Here is a 14363-nt window from a genome sequence, read left to right as displayed (position 1 = left end):
ATGAGCAAGACAATCATCATCTATACAGACCATCTGCGCTATGAGCTGCAGCTGACAGAGGACAAGAAAGTTCTCTTGGCAGCGAGTGAGAAGGCCCAGCTTTACCTGCCCCATCAGGAGACTCCTATCCAGCTTCAGCTAGCTAAAGAGCAAGTCTTTTATCAGATGGGGGAAGAAACGGGTGTCGTAACTGACGGTATGACCCTGGGTAATCTCACCTTGTATCAATCTGATTCAGAACCGGCCGTTTACGACCTGCTGGACAGAAAAGAATTACTCATCAGCGACCAGAAGGGAGCAGCTATTAGTCTGGAAGCGCCTTTGGAGTTGCTCTTGAAGCGAACAAATGATTCTTGGCTTTTGACCAAGATGCGAGGTCAAGTCTACCTCAATCACGTTGAGTGGACAGGGGACCAAATTCAGCTGGAAGCCGGCGACGAGCTAAGCATAGAAGGTATCTGCCTCAAGGTCTATCCAGAAGAAATCTGGGTGATTGGTCCAGCTACGGTCAGCTCTAACCTGACCTTGCGGGGGGCTTCTCGCCATGGTTTTTATCCAGACTATCCAGACTATCACCGCTCACCGCGGATTATCTATCGGAGTTCAGAGGACAAGATTCAGATTGCTCCGCCAAGCAAGGAGCCTCAAAAGCCCAATGATGAGCTCTTGAGGCTGATTGTGCCGCCGCTCCTTATGGTTGGGGTGACGGTATTGATTACACTAGTTCAGCCGCGGGGGATCTATATCCTCGTTACAGTTACTATGTCAATCGCCAGTGCTATCTTTTCGGTTCGAGGTTTCTTCAAAAACCGCAAGAAGTTCAAGGAAGACAAGAAAGAGCGCATCGATCTTTATCACCTCTATCTAAAAGACAAGGCTATTGAGCTGAACAAGTTGGAACGTGAGCAGCGTGATGGCATGCTCTACCATTTTCCAAACATTAACGAACTGACGGGTCTGGTGACAGACTACAGCCACCGCATCTACGAGAAGACACCGCTTCACTTTGACTTTCTTTACTATCGCTTGGGACTTGGCCAGGTGCCAACCTCCTATAAGCTGACCTATGGTCAAGAGGAGCGGAGTGGAAAGAAAGATGCGCTGGAAGAGGAGGGCTATGCTCTCTACACTCGGCATAAGAAAATTCCCGATCTTCCTATCGTAGCTAATCTTAGCCATGGACCGGTCGGTTATATCGGTCCGCGCAATCTGGTCTTGGAACAGCTCCAGCTCTTGGTCATGCAGTTAGCGGTCTTTCACTCCTATCACGATGTGCAGGTCATTACCATCATGCCAGAGGAGGAGCGCGACCAATGGGATTGGCTGCGCTGGCTACCGCATGCGACTCTACAAGAGCTGAATGTCCGTGGCTTTGTCTATAACCAACGGACGCACGATCAGGTCCTAAACAGCCTGAATCAAATCCTAAAACTGCGCAAGGCGCAGAAGGAAGAAGCTACCCGGCAGGAGACGACACTCTACAGCCCTCACTATGTGGTATTGATCACAGATGAAAAGCTGATTCTCGACCATATCATCATGGAGTTCTTTACTGAGGATCCGACTGACCTGGGCTGCTCACTGATCTTCGTGCAGGATGTGATGAGCTCGCTGTCGGAGAATATCAAGACGGTTGTCAATATCAAGGACCGCAACACTGGTCAGTTAGTCATGGAAGAGGGAATCCTCAGAGAGATTGATTTCCGCTTGGATCATTTCCCAGAAGGCTATGACAAGGAGCAAATCGCTCGGACCTTGGCGCCGCTCAATCACTTACAGAATCTCAAAAGCTCAATCCCTGATACGGTGACCTTTATGGAGATGTATGGGGCAGAGACCTTCTCGGACCTGCAAGTCCTGCAAAAGTGGCAACAGAATGCGCCGTATAAGAGTTTGGCAGTGCCGATCGGCCTGCGGGGCAAGGAAGACCTGGTCTACCTCAACCTGCATGAAAAGGCTCACGGCCCGCACGGGCTGATTGCCGGGACAACCGGATCTGGTAAGTCAGAGACTATCCAATCCTATATCCTGAGTCTGGCTGTCAACTTCCACCCACACGATGTGGCCTTTCTGCTCATCGACTACAAGGGTGGGGGAATGGCCAACCTCTTCAAGAACCTGCCTCATCTCTTGGGAACCATTACCAACTTGGACGGGGCCCAATCCATGCGGGCGCTGGCTTCCATCAATGCGGAGATTCACCGTCGGGAGCGGCTCTTCAGAGAGTTTGAAGTCAATCATATCAACCAATATCAAAAGAAATTTAAGAACGGGGAAGCAACCGAACCCCTGCCCCATCTCTTCCTCATCTCGGATGAGTTCGCAGAGCTGAAGGTCAACCAGCCTGACTTTATCAAGGAGCTGGTATCTATCGCTCGGGTCGGACGTTCCCTTGGGGTCCACTTGATCCTGGCTACTCAGAAACCATCTGGGGTGGTGGATGACCAGATCTGGTCCAACTCCCGCTTTAAGCTGGCGCTCAAGGTGGCAGATCGGACGGACTCGATGGAAATGCTTAAGACGCCCGATGCGGCAGAGATCACCCAGACAGGTCGGGCCTATCTGCAGGTCGGCAATAATGAAGTCTATGAACTCTTCCAGTCAGCCTGGTCAGGGGCAGACTACCAGCCGGATAAGGACGAGATGGGAATTGAAGACCATACCATCTACCTGATCAACGACCTAGGCCAATATGAGGTGCTCAATCAAGACCTGTCAGGTCTCGACTTAGCCGAGGATATCAAGGAAGTACCGACAGAGCTGGAGGCTATTGTCAGTCAGATTCAACTGCTGACAGAGAGCCAGCAGATTCCTCCAGTACCACAGCCATGGCTGCCGCCGCTTAAAGAGCGGATGACTCTGCAAGAGTTGGAACCGATCCAGCCGCAGGAAGCCTGGGAGCAAAAGAAGCCTGTCTCTGTCCTTCTGGGAATAGCGGATATTCCGCAGGCGCAGAAGCAAGAGCCTGTCTCTGTCAATCTGTCCAAGGATGGGCATATCCTGCTCTACGGAAGTCCTGGTACGGGGAAGACAACCTTCCTGCAAAGTGCGGCCATGGACTTGGCTCGCAAGTTCAGTCCCAAAGATGTCACGCTCTACCTGATGGACTTCGGGACCAATGGTCTGGCACCGCTGGGGCAATTACCGCAGGTGGCCGATACCCTGCTTTTGGATCAGACGGAGAAGATTGCCAAGTTTGTACGCATCATGGAGCGGGAGCTCAACCGGCGTAAGAAGCTTTTGTCCGACTACGGTGTTGGGACATTGGAGCTCTACCGTCAGGCTAGCGGTCAGCAAGAGCCGGCTATCGTTATCCTGCTGGACAGCTATGAGTCCATGAAGGAAGAGGCTTATGAAGCGGAGCTCTTCAGGCTCTTAGTGCGGATCTCCCGTGAAGGTCTCAGCATCGGTGTTCACCTCTTGGTGACAGCGGGCCGTCAGTCCAACCTTCGGGCGCAGTTTTATGCCAACTTCAAGCACCAGCTGAGTCTGCCACAGAATGATGTGGGAGAAGTTCGCTCGATTGTGGGCTCTACCCCTCTTGCGGCGACCATGGAAGACATCAAGGGTCGGGCGCTCATGAAGCGTGACGAGGTTGATGTTATCCAACTGGCTCTGCCAGTAGCGGGTGCTAATGATGCGCAAGTCCTCAACAACCTGCGTCAAGAAGTCGCTTCTCTCCAAGAAGCTTGGACTGGACAACGCCCAAGTGCTATTCCGATGGTACCAGAGGAGTTGACAGAGGCAGACTTCTATAGCCGGGCTAGTGTCCAAGCTGCTTATGAGCAGGGCTTAGTACCGCTAGGACTGGATATGGAGACGGTTGAATCTGTTAATTGGCAATTAAATAAAGGAAATCTTCTTTATTTAACAGAACAAGAAAGTCAAATGATTGCTTTTGTAAATCAAATTCGAAGGGGGATGCAGCGTGTAATTATACTCGCTCCTACTTATCATAATTTGAATGAGCAAGAGAACGTAATCCTAGCGAATGGATCCCAAAAAGTTTCAGAGCTTCTTGAAGATATAGAAAAACGTATTACAATACGAACTAAGGAACGTAAGAATAAGCATGAAGCGACAGTGATAATCTATCAAATGACAGAATTGATGACAGAACTTGATAGTGTGGATCAAGGACGATTAGCTTTTGTCTTAGAGAAAGGATTAAGAGCTGGCTACGCTTCTATCGCAATGACTTCTCCAAATATTATTCGCAGTATAGATGTTGCATCTAAGATTGCAAGAGGCTTTAAACAATCTTTGGTGGCTATGCGTATAAGCGAGCAAACTGTCTTTAGCTCTCTTAACAACCGTCCGATTCGTGAAGGCATCTTAGATTTACAGACTCATTATTATATTCTTGATAATACGGTACACAAGATTAAAGTTTTGATGAAATAACAACAGTTATTTTAAACCAAATTATAAAATAGAGAGGAAACAAAATGAACGGTTTTAATTATTTATATACCCCTATGACTTTTCCTGGTAATCCTTTTGGAGCGTCAGCAGGTTTGAAAGCCAAAAAAGCACGATTGGAGGCCATCAAGAGTAGATTAGAAGGATATTCCTGCAATATTGATGATAAGCAGGTAACCAATGCATTGAATGGTTCAATAGGCACGATTGGAAGTATGAACTTTAGTATTAATGGTTCTCTAGGTAGCGTAGCTGGAGATAAGTACGATGAAGAGCGAAAACAAGAACAAACTGATATCAAAACTTTATCCACTTTATTGGATACAAAACGTGATACGATGGTGGAATTATTGAAGCTTGAAATCGCCTCTTTAGGATCTCAGATTTCGGCAGCTGTGGCTAGTGAATGGGAAGAATATCAAAATAATAGCTTAAATAGCTTACTTAAAACGCCAACGTTTAAGACAAAATAGAATAGAGAAGGTGACGACAGATGAGTTATAGTGTTAAAGCGCACAATTTGGGCGGTATTCAAAGCTATGGGGAATCAATTACGAGCTTTTCAGCCGCACTGACAGCGGCAGCTGCACAAACGCAGCGCTCGTTTACGGATCGTGTAGGAGGCCAAAGAGGAGAGGTGATTAAAGCCTTTTTTGGTAAGTTAAATATTTTGCAGGATCAAGTCTTTCAACAAGCCCCAGAAGCTTTAAAAGCTTATGGAGAAGGAGTTTCAGAATTTGGTCATACTGTCCAAGGCCTAGGGTTTGGCAAATTTGCCTATACTGATAAAGGTGCTATTGACGGTATTGTTAATACACTAAAAGGCCCTCAGTATGAAGAGATGATTGCCAAGAAAAATGGCTTAAAATCTTTGATGGAAGAAGCACAAGAGGCATTAGGTTTTGGGACCGTTGATTTCACAGGATATGATGAGAGAGCCCAGGGTTTCATTAATGATGAAGTTAATGCTCGTAACACTACTCATCAAGGCATTTCGGATGCGGATGATGCTTTAAAGACAATAGCTGAGACAGGTAAGGCAGCCTTCGAAGACTTGGCTGGTGTGATAAAAAATGCTCAAGCTATTATATCAGCAGGTCCAGAAAGAACTTACAATAATATTATGAAAAATAAAGCTGTAACGGTTGAAAAACTTGATTACTTGGATTTTATTCAAAATGAAGCAGATGCCGAAATCATGCTTGCAGCTTGGGAAGGTAATTTAGAAAAAACAGGTAAAATCGATCCAAAAACAATTAGTCAAAGTGGTTACTTGATTATTTCTATGGAGATTTCATCTGCTGTAGAGGAGAATGATAAAGATAAAATTGAACGTTATTTTGATTCATTTGGGAAACTAGATGTTGAAACCACTAAGGCTCATATAAAAAATCTAAAAGAAGTTAATAAAGGGTATGCTAAAAATTTGATAGCCGTTCAAGCAGGTCTGAAAGAGGCTAAATATGATGAAAACAGTCCAGAAATGCTTGCGCTGAAGAAAAGGTTGAATGCAATCAATAAATTTAATGGCTTACTTCAGTCTGTGGAGGAATTAAATATAGGTACTAGCACATCTAGCAATTATAGTAGTAGTACAATGTATACTCATCATACGGAATATGGCTTTAAAATTCTAGATTTAGGGAAAGAAAATGATGTTATTCAATTTGAAGTAACAGAAAATCAAGATGGAGTTCTAAAAACGAAACGTTATAGTAGCAGTATTTCACAAACAGTTAGTGACGAAGCTCTTTCGGAAGCAGTTAAGGGGTTAGGAGATAGTGTAGAGAAGAAAGAAAAAGAAGGGATGCATAATTTCTTGAATATATTGAATGCAGCAGCTGATTTCGTCCCTGGAGGAAAACCAACAAAAGTGGCCTTAGGAGCCTTTAAAGCTATCCTAAACTCAGTGGATTCTTCCATTGATCTGAGTGGGGGAGCTGCTACTGTGGGAAGTGCTGTTCCTGAAAAAATTAAAATAGGAGGTAAAGAAATACCTGTGAAAGAATTTACTACTGGTACAGGTAGATTACTAGCTGCATGGAAAAAACATGAAGATAACTTAAGTGGACAAAATAAAGAAATTCTAGAAGCACGCATGAAAGTTATTAACAGGCTTACAGGTAAGGGCGGAATCTCATTGATTCAAGAAAATGTTCCGAAGTATGATGTTTGGAAGGGAGATGTTCCTACAAATACTCCTAAAGTATTAAAAATAGATATAAGCAATTACTATGATTATGATGCCTATCTTCGAGAGGAATATTTAAATCAGTATGGCGTTAAGCAATATTTCGAATCAGGGATTACAAATACAAGTATGGAAGAATATATGAAACTTATAGATAAGACAACAAGTCCAGAAGTTCAGGAATATCTAAAAGGACAGTCTAGTCTGACCATTGAAAAGATGGATGAAAATCAACTCCGCGGGCTTGTCAATGCCCTTGACAAGCTTCCGAAAGGGAGGGAAGGATTTGTAGATAACTACTTAGCAAATAATAAATATCGGGAGGCTCAATAATGAAAATTTCGAAAAAGGCTGCATTTATTATCGCATTTGTTGCAGTTCTTTTGGTCTCACCTTATCTAGCTTACAAATACTATGAAAACAGATATATAAAACCATATTCTACTTTCTTATTAAAGCGAAAAATTGCAGATTATAAATATATTGAGAACGGGAAAGCCTTGGTGATTAAGTGGGATTATGATAATCTGCTTGACTATTGGATTACAGAGAATTCTACATCTGTTACTTTGGGAGCCCCTGTTGTTGGGCAAACGAAGATTGTACAAGAGTATAATAAATTGCTCACGTTAACTCCCCTAAGAAATGAACCTCTTGAAGACGAGTATTGGAAGATTGCAGTCTATGATATAAAAGAGAAAGGCTTTCCTTCCAAAGAATACGATGTTTTTAAAATGACTCGAGATTACGATTCAGACTATATTCCTACAAGAATTGCCTCTATAATCTATATCAGTGAGGGGCGAGAGTTATTGGACATTCATTTAAAAAATGCCAAAGATGGTTCTCTTGTCACAAAGTCGATTGACCTAGAAAAAGGAAAGATTGTAGAATTAGGTAAGGAACAAGATTATGAGCAATATGCTACTGCAACAAATTTTTATAATTTACTGCCCGAATCTAAAGACTACTTCATGCTTAATTGGGAAACTGGTGTTTCTGCAGGCGGGAAGTTGGATAAAGATGCCCTTATCCGTCAAAAGTATCCTGATGCAGCAAAGCTTGTAGAAGATAACAATGGCTCAATTGTAGTCCTGGCTGATAAGCCAAGTATCGAAAACAACATGCCGATTTATCAGCTGCTGTATAAAAAAGGGACCAATTTATTCGAAAATGTAACAATACCCGCAGAAAGCTCAATAGATGGGCAAGAGCATATTGTCAACAGCCAAGAAGAGTTTATTAAATATTATCATAAAAAAGAGGAAGGGATTCCTAAATATAGAATGTAAACTCTATCCAACAATATTTTTACTGAGAATAGAAAGGATATATAGATGAGTCGTAAAGAGATAGATGCTGAAAAGTTAACAGCCTTCAAAACTAGTATGCAGGAGATGAATAAAAGATTTGAGGGAGAAATTACAGGGCTAATCCAATCCTCTGCAACAGAATCTATGCAGGGAGCAGAGGACACCCTTAACAAAATGAGTGCTAATTTAGTAAACACAGTAGATTCTCTGGATGTATATTTAAATCAAGTAGCTTATTATTTTTTGCAAATGGATAACGACTTAGCTACAGGAATTGCTACTGAGACTTCGATGTTTACTTATTCTAATCCACAAGCTAGGCTGACTCCTGCACAGAAAAAGCAGTATAATGTATCAAAACAAATGAAAGAAGACTATAAACTTCCATAATTTCATTGACCACCTGAATTATCAATTCAGGTGGTTTTCTTGGCTCTTTGTCAACTGTAGTGGGTTCCCAAAAAGTCCTCTCCTTTTTGATATTCAAAGCGATGATGATTCTAGTTTTAAAGTTGTCAAAGTTCCGAAAGCGTTGCGCTTGATGACTTTGATGAGGTTGTTAGTAGCTTCTAGTTTTGCATTTGAGTAGGGCAGTTCCAGCGCGTTCAAGATCTTGTCCTTATCTTTCATAAAGGTCTTAAAAACAGCTTGAAAGATAGGATTTACACAAGAAATAGTATCTTCAATGAGACCAAAGAAATGATCAGCTTGTTTCTCTTGAAAATGAAAAAGCAAGAGTTGATAGATTTCATAGTGTTCTCGGAGTTCTTGAGAGTAAGAAAGTAGCTTTTTCAGAATCTCTCTATTGGCCAAGTGCATGCGAAAAGTTGGACGATAAAATCGTTTATGACTTAGTTTCCGACTATCCTGTCTCGTTCATTTCTTTCCATTCCCCGTCCTATCTCTCGTATGGTATAATGGAACAAGGACATTTTCCTTTTAGTACTTTGAAAACTCTATATTTTTTGAATCCTTTATCTGCTCTGCTATTTCCAAAAAAATAAAATAACTGACCTGGGCTGCTCACTGATCTTCGTACAGGATGTGATGAGCTCGCTGTCGGAGAATATCAAGACGGTTGTCAATATCAAGGACCGCAACACTGGTCAGTTAGTCATGGAAGAGGGAATCCTCAGAGAGATTGATTTCCGCTTGGATCATTTCCCAGAAGGCTATGACAAGGAGCAAATCGCTCGGACCTTGGCGCCGCTCAATCACTTACAGAATCTCAAAAGCTCAATCCCTGATACGGTGACCTTTATGGAGATGTATGGGGCAGAGACCTTCTCGGACCTGCAAGTCCTGCAAAAGTGGCAACAGAATGCGCCGTATAAGAGTTTGGCAGTGCCGATCGGCCTGCGGGGCAAGGAAGACCTGGTCTACCTCAACCTGCATGAAAAGGCTCACGGCCCGCACGGGCTGATTGCCGGGACAACCGGATCTGGTAAGTCAGAGACTATCCAATCCTATATCCTGAGTCTGGCTGTCAACTTCCACCCACACGATGTGGCCTTTCTGCTCATCGACTACAAGGGTGGGGGAATGGCCAACCTCTTCAAGAACTTGCCCCATCTCTTGGGAACCATTACCAACTTGGACGGGGCCCAATCCATGCGGGCGCTGGCTTCCATCAATGCGGAGATTCACCGTCGGGAGCGACTCTTCAGAGAGTTTGAAGTCAATCATATCAACCAATATCAAAAGAAATTTAAAAACGGGGAAGCAACCGAACCCCTGCCCCATCTCTTCCTCATCTCGGATGAGTTCGCAGAGCTGAAGGTTAACCAGCCTGACTTTATCAAGGAGCTGGTATCCATCGCTCGGGTCGGACGTTCCCTTGGGGTCCACTTGATCCTGGCTACTCAGAAGCCCTCTGGGGTGGTGGATGACCAGATCTGGTCCAACTCCCGCTTTAAGCTGGCGCTCAAGGTGGCAGACCGGACGGATTCGATGGAAATGCTTAAGACGCCAGATGCGGCAGAGATCACCCAGACAGGTCGGGCCTATCTGCAGGTCGGCAATAATGAAGTCTATGAGCTCTTCCAGTCAGCCTGGTCAGGGGCAGACTACCAGCCGGATAAGGACGAGATGGGAATTGAAGACCATACCATCTACCTGATCAACGACCTAGGCCAATATGAGGTGCTCAATCAAGACCTGTCAGGTCTCGACTTAGCCGAGGATATCAAGGAAGTACCGACAGAGCTGGAGGCTATTGTCAGTCAGATTCAACTGCTGACAGAGAGCCAGCAGATTCCTCCAGTACCACAGCCATGGCTGCCGCCGCTTAAAGAGCGGATGACTCTGCAAGAGTTGGAACCGATCCAGCCGCAGGAAGCCTGGGAGCAAAAGAAGCCTGTCTCTGTCCTTCTGGGAATAGCGGATATTCCGCAGGCGCAGAAGCAAGAGCCTGTCTCTGTCAATCTGTCCAAGGATGGGCATATCCTGCTCTACGGAAGTCCTGGTACGGGGAAGACAACCTTCCTGCAAAGTGCGGCCATGGACTTGGCTCGCAAGTTCAGTCCCAAAGATGTCACGCTCTACCTGATGGACTTCGGGACCAATGGTCTGGCACCGCTGGGGCAATTACCGCAGGTGGCCGATACCCTGCTTTTGGATCAGACGGAGAAGATTGCCAAGTTTGTACGCATCATGGAGCGGGAGCTCAACCGGCGTAAGAAGCTTTTGTCCGACTACGGTGTTGGGACATTGGAGCTCTACCGTCAGGCTAGCGGTCAGCAAGAGCCGGCCATCGTCATCCTGCTGGACAGTTATGAGTCCATGAAGGAAGAGGCCTATGAAGCGGAGCTCTTCAGGCTCTTAGTGCGGATCTCCCGTGAAGGTCTCAGCATCGGTGTTCACCTCTTGGTGACAGCGGGCCGTCAGTCCAACCTTCGGGCGCAGTTTTATGCCAACTTCAAGCACCAGCTGAGTCTGCCGCAGAATGATGTAGGAGAAGTCCGCTCGATCGTGGGCTCTACCCCTCTTGCGAAAACCATGGAAGACATCAAGGGCCGGGCGCTTATGAAGCGTGATGAAGTTGATGTTATCCAGCTAGCTTTGCCAGTAGCGGGTGCCAATGATGCGCAAGTCCTCAACAACCTGCGTCAAGAAGTCGCTTCTCTCCAAGAAGCTTGGACCGGACAGCGCCCAAGTGCCATTCCAATGGTACCAGAGGAGTTGACTGAGGCGGACTTCTATAGCCGGGCTAGTGTCCAAGCTGCTTATGAGCAGGGCTTGGTACCTCTGGGACTGGATATGGAGACGGTTGAACCAATTACTTGGAACCTATCTAAGGGCAATCTTCTCTACTTAACAGATAAAGAAGAGCAGATGAGTGCTTTGACTCGACATATTGCACGAGGCAAGCAGAAGGTAATTGTGCTAGCGCCGAAGTATCATTCTATACCAGAGATAGAAGGTGTCTTGTTAGTCAGTGGAAAAGAAGCTATAGAATTGATGATTACGGGAATCGAAGAGAAAATTCATGCCAGATTAGAAAAACAAAATACCCAACACGTAGCGACTGTTATTGCCTATAATATGACAGAACTAACCGAGGAACTATCACAATCAGCTCTTGGAATTTTAGAATTTGTTCTGGATAAAGGAATAAAAGCTGGTTATGGAAGTGTTTGTATGGCAAATCCTTCCCTTAACAGACAGACTGATTCGGTATCAAGAAAAGCGAGAAGTTATAAACAATCTTTGCTGAGTATGAGGATAAATGATCAGGTAGTTATTAGTGTTAATAATAAGCCTCTTCGAGAAGGTTTATTGCCTAGTCAAGTTCACTATTACACAGCTGATAACTTAGCTAGTAGAATAAAGGTCATTATGAAATGACAATAAATGAAAGGATGATGTAAAATGGGAGAAAAAGCAAAACTCCAAGCAGAAAGAACTGCTGCACTTTCTAAATTACAAAGAGTTGGTGATAAAATTGATGCATTGACAACAGCAAAAAATAAGCTAGAAAGCTATAATACTGAGATTTCCTATAAACTGATTGACAATGATTCTATTGCTGATACCTATCATTTAGATGGAACTAAATATGAAAAGATGACGACCGATGAACAAAAGCTATTAACTGATTTGACAGGTTTGTTTAATAGCAAGAGAGATCCAGTTATTACAGCTTTAGAATCTAAGATATCATCTTTGGGAATAGAGCGGGATGAGTTAGAAGATCTTATCACTAGTTTAGATTTTTCCATTTCCTATGCTAAGAATTAAAAATAAAGGAGAGCTAGATGAGTAAAGTCACTGTTGCAAGAATACCAGATATTGATAGATATGCTGGTGGTGTAAAAAATATTGCAAATACTTATAAATCAACTTTGGCAACTGCTAATCAGCAGTTAGTTGTTAAAAGCAAAGGTCAAAAAGCTGATGCTGTCAACAAATACCTTGAAAAATTAAATATTTTACAGTCTCAGATTTTCACACATTTTCCTCATGAAATAGGAAATTTTGGAACAAAAGTAAAAAATTATGCAGACGATTTAACGGGATTGGGTTTTGAAAATCTAGTTTGGTCACTAGATGGAGGTTCTGGGGCAGATGGGGTTGCTACTAAACTGAAAGGCGAACAGTCTAAAGAAGTTGAAGCTATATCTCAAGGCTTTCAGTCGGTTTTAAATACAGCGACAGATTTATTAGATCAAGACCGTATCAATCTGACAGATGATATCACTAAGACAAAGCAAGGATTAGAAGATTCAGCTAAACAGCGGACAACTACAGACGGCTCTATCCAAACTTCTTATGAAGTTTTTAAGTCTAGCATGCAATCTGCTGAGGAACTATTCAAAGGATTTGAAGGAATAATTACAAATGCCCAAGCTTTAACTACACTTAGTGTTGACAAGGTTTTAAGTATGATTCACAATAATCAATTAAAAGCCACTGATATGGGGATTTTAGATGCCGTTCAGGATACAGGAGATGCAGCTGTTGTTGAAGCTATTTATGCTTCTAAAAATAAATTTGAAAGTTTAGGGGATATTGATGCTACTAATGTGAGTGATGCTATGTCTATGGTGATTTTCAAAGAAGTTACCGGTAGAGCTATGCAACCAGGGGAGAGTCTGGAAGATCTTGAGACCTTTATTTATAGAGTGAGTTTCCAAGATAAGGACAAAGCGAGCATCTATATGGAGAAACTAACAAAAGCAGGTGATAAGATTGGTCTCTTAATGATTGGGCAAGGATTAGAGGAACAAGCGAAATTTCCAGAAAATCCAACAGAAGAAAACCTGCTTCGCTATAGTCAGGAATGGCAGAACTCACAGGCTAAACTGCAGGAAATCAATAATCGCTTAAATCGTACAGCAGCACTAACCAGTTTGTTTGAGGGTCTATATGCTTATGAAATCGGAGGCGTATGGACTGGGTCTAGAGAGTATAAACACCGTAGTGCTAATATGTTTAAAAAGGGCAGCTTGAAATTTACAAATGATAATCAGATGGAATTTGTATTGGAAGAAACAAATGATGGGAATACTAGCAAAGTAACTACTATCAATACTTATCACTATGCTGATGAAAATGGCGTTCAGGGTGACAAAGCTCTGCAAAATCTTCAAGGTCTGAAAGCTGAGAGAGATAAAGCTTTGTTAAACTTTGTGACGGATATTGCAAAATCAGCCTCCGTCTTTGCGCCTACTCCCGTTTCAGTTGGTATTGCAGTCGCATCAGACTTGGCGCGACTCTCTTACTCTACAAATATGAGTACGGGAGCTAGAACGGTAACGAACTTTAAGGATTTAATTGAAAACAAGAATGCAAAGAATAGTTTTGGATTCAGCGGTAATACCGCACGCGCCCTGTTTGATTATATAGATACATCCCAAAAACTTAATGCAAAAGAACAAGAAAACTTAAGTGGACTAAACGGCACTCTCTTTGGGGTAGGAGGAAATTCGGCAGAGATAAACGGAAAAACAATTAGTGTTCGTTATGCTCCAGCCTTTGACTTGCAGTCTGCTATGGAAGTGAAGGATATTCAGGAGAGTGGCTATCGGGCCCACTTCTTCCGCCAGAAAATGGGGGATCATCTCTATGGATCGACTGAGGAAATCAAAGAGGCCATAGGGGATGGTAAATCTGAAGAAGCTATAAAATATTTGAATGATTATATTGACAAAATGAAGACTAGTAGATCTGGTGGTCAGCTAGCTTCTAATGTCCGTCAGCTCCTTGAGGGTGGTGGTGAGCGTGACTTTAAGATTGTCAATTCTTTAGAACCATCTTCAAATCCAAGTGATATGACAGAAATTACAACTAAGGAGTACTGGGAAGGGATTAAGAAAGCAACTAGACAAGATGAATTGGGAACTTATTTTGGGAAGGATCCCTCTAAGTTTCTTTCTAAGCTTCATGAGGACTATGACCAGCTACTTGATAGTTCGGCTACAAAAAAATAGCCTAGA

At 43.4% G+C, this 14363-nt stretch carries 8 protein-coding genes and 1 pseudogene; 8 read left to right on the top strand and 1 reads right to left on the bottom strand.

Features of this window, described 5'->3' with window-relative positions; genetic code table 11:
• Genes essC (RSK81_RS12040) through RSK81_RS12020 form a run of 5 tightly spaced genes read left to right on the top strand, consistent with a single transcriptional unit; the run spans nucleotide 1 to nucleotide 8316 of the window.
• Nucleotides 1-4404, top strand: a complete 4404-nt coding sequence (gene essC / locus RSK81_RS12040; RefSeq protein ID WP_315686945.1) for a type VII secretion protein EssC — start codon at nucleotides 1-3, stop codon at nucleotides 4402-4404.
• A 44-nt stretch (nucleotides 4405-4448) separates the two neighbouring features.
• Nucleotides 4449-4895: a hypothetical protein gene (locus RSK81_RS12035; protein ID WP_004190323.1), complete on the top strand. Its 447-nt coding sequence runs from the start codon at nucleotides 4449-4451 to the stop codon at nucleotides 4893-4895.
• Between the two features lie 20 nt (nucleotides 4896-4915).
• Complete coding sequence (locus RSK81_RS12030; protein WP_004190321.1) at nucleotides 4916-6946, top strand: hypothetical protein; 2031 nt, start codon at nucleotides 4916-4918, stop codon at nucleotides 6944-6946.
• Nucleotides 6946-7905 carry a hypothetical protein gene (locus RSK81_RS12025; RefSeq protein ID WP_004190318.1) on the top strand — a complete coding sequence of 320 codons (960 nt, stop codon included), beginning with the start codon at nucleotides 6946-6948 and terminating at the stop codon, nucleotides 7903-7905. Before RSK81_RS12030 ends, RSK81_RS12025 begins: the two co-directional genes overlap by 1 nt.
• A 45-nt stretch (nucleotides 7906-7950) precedes the next feature.
• Nucleotides 7951-8316, top strand: a complete 366-nt coding sequence (locus RSK81_RS12020) for a hypothetical protein (RefSeq protein ID WP_004190317.1) — start codon at nucleotides 7951-7953, stop codon at nucleotides 8314-8316.
• A gap of 73 nt (nucleotides 8317-8389) precedes the next feature.
• Here the strand turns inward: RSK81_RS12020 and RSK81_RS12015 are convergent.
• Nucleotides 8390-8799 (bottom strand): annotated as a pseudogene (locus RSK81_RS12015) (transposase); the annotation flags it as partial.
• 171 nt (nucleotides 8800-8970) lie between these two features.
• Between RSK81_RS12015 and essC (RSK81_RS12010) the strand changes: the two are divergent.
• From essC (RSK81_RS12010) to RSK81_RS12000, 3 genes are read left to right on the top strand one after another with little or no spacing between them, the layout of a single operon-like run.
• Complete coding sequence (gene essC, locus RSK81_RS12010) at nucleotides 8971-11772, top strand: type VII secretion protein EssC (protein ID WP_410530909.1); 2802 nt, start codon at nucleotides 8971-8973, stop codon at nucleotides 11770-11772.
• A 24-nt stretch (nucleotides 11773-11796) separates the two neighbouring features.
• Nucleotides 11797-12165 (top strand): hypothetical protein, encoded by a 369-nt coding sequence (locus tag RSK81_RS12005; protein ID WP_002927305.1) that lies wholly within the window; start codon nucleotides 11797-11799, stop codon nucleotides 12163-12165.
• 17 nt (nucleotides 12166-12182) lie between these two features.
• Nucleotides 12183-14357: a hypothetical protein gene (locus RSK81_RS12000; RefSeq protein ID WP_315686943.1), complete on the top strand. Its 2175-nt coding sequence runs from the start codon at nucleotides 12183-12185 to the stop codon at nucleotides 14355-14357.
• Nucleotides 14358-14363: the final 6 nt, after the last annotated feature.

The sequence above is a fragment of the Streptococcus sp. DTU_2020_1000888_1_SI_GRL_NUU_041A genome (assembly GCF_032387735.1).
Taxonomy (GTDB): domain Bacteria; phylum Bacillota; class Bacilli; order Lactobacillales; family Streptococcaceae; genus Streptococcus; species Streptococcus sanguinis.
Note: the sequence above shows the minus strand (reverse complement) of the source record. Positions and strands in the feature narration are given on the sequence as shown.

Coding starts and splice junctions, on each gene's coding strand:
- essC (WP_315686945.1), top strand. CDS start 1: ATGAGCAAGACAATCATCATCTATACAGACCATCTGCGCTATGAGCTG.
- RSK81_RS12035 (WP_004190323.1), top strand. CDS start 4,449: ATGAACGGTTTTAATTATTTATATACCCCTATGACTTTTCCTGGTAAT.
- RSK81_RS12030 (WP_004190321.1), top strand. CDS start 4,916: ATGAGTTATAGTGTTAAAGCGCACAATTTGGGCGGTATTCAAAGCTAT.
- RSK81_RS12025 (WP_004190318.1), top strand. CDS start 6,946: ATGAAAATTTCGAAAAAGGCTGCATTTATTATCGCATTTGTTGCAGTT.
- RSK81_RS12020 (WP_004190317.1), top strand. CDS start 7,951: ATGAGTCGTAAAGAGATAGATGCTGAAAAGTTAACAGCCTTCAAAACT.
- RSK81_RS12005 (WP_002927305.1), top strand. CDS start 11,797: ATGGGAGAAAAAGCAAAACTCCAAGCAGAAAGAACTGCTGCACTTTCT.
- RSK81_RS12000 (WP_315686943.1), top strand. CDS start 12,183: ATGAGTAAAGTCACTGTTGCAAGAATACCAGATATTGATAGATATGCT.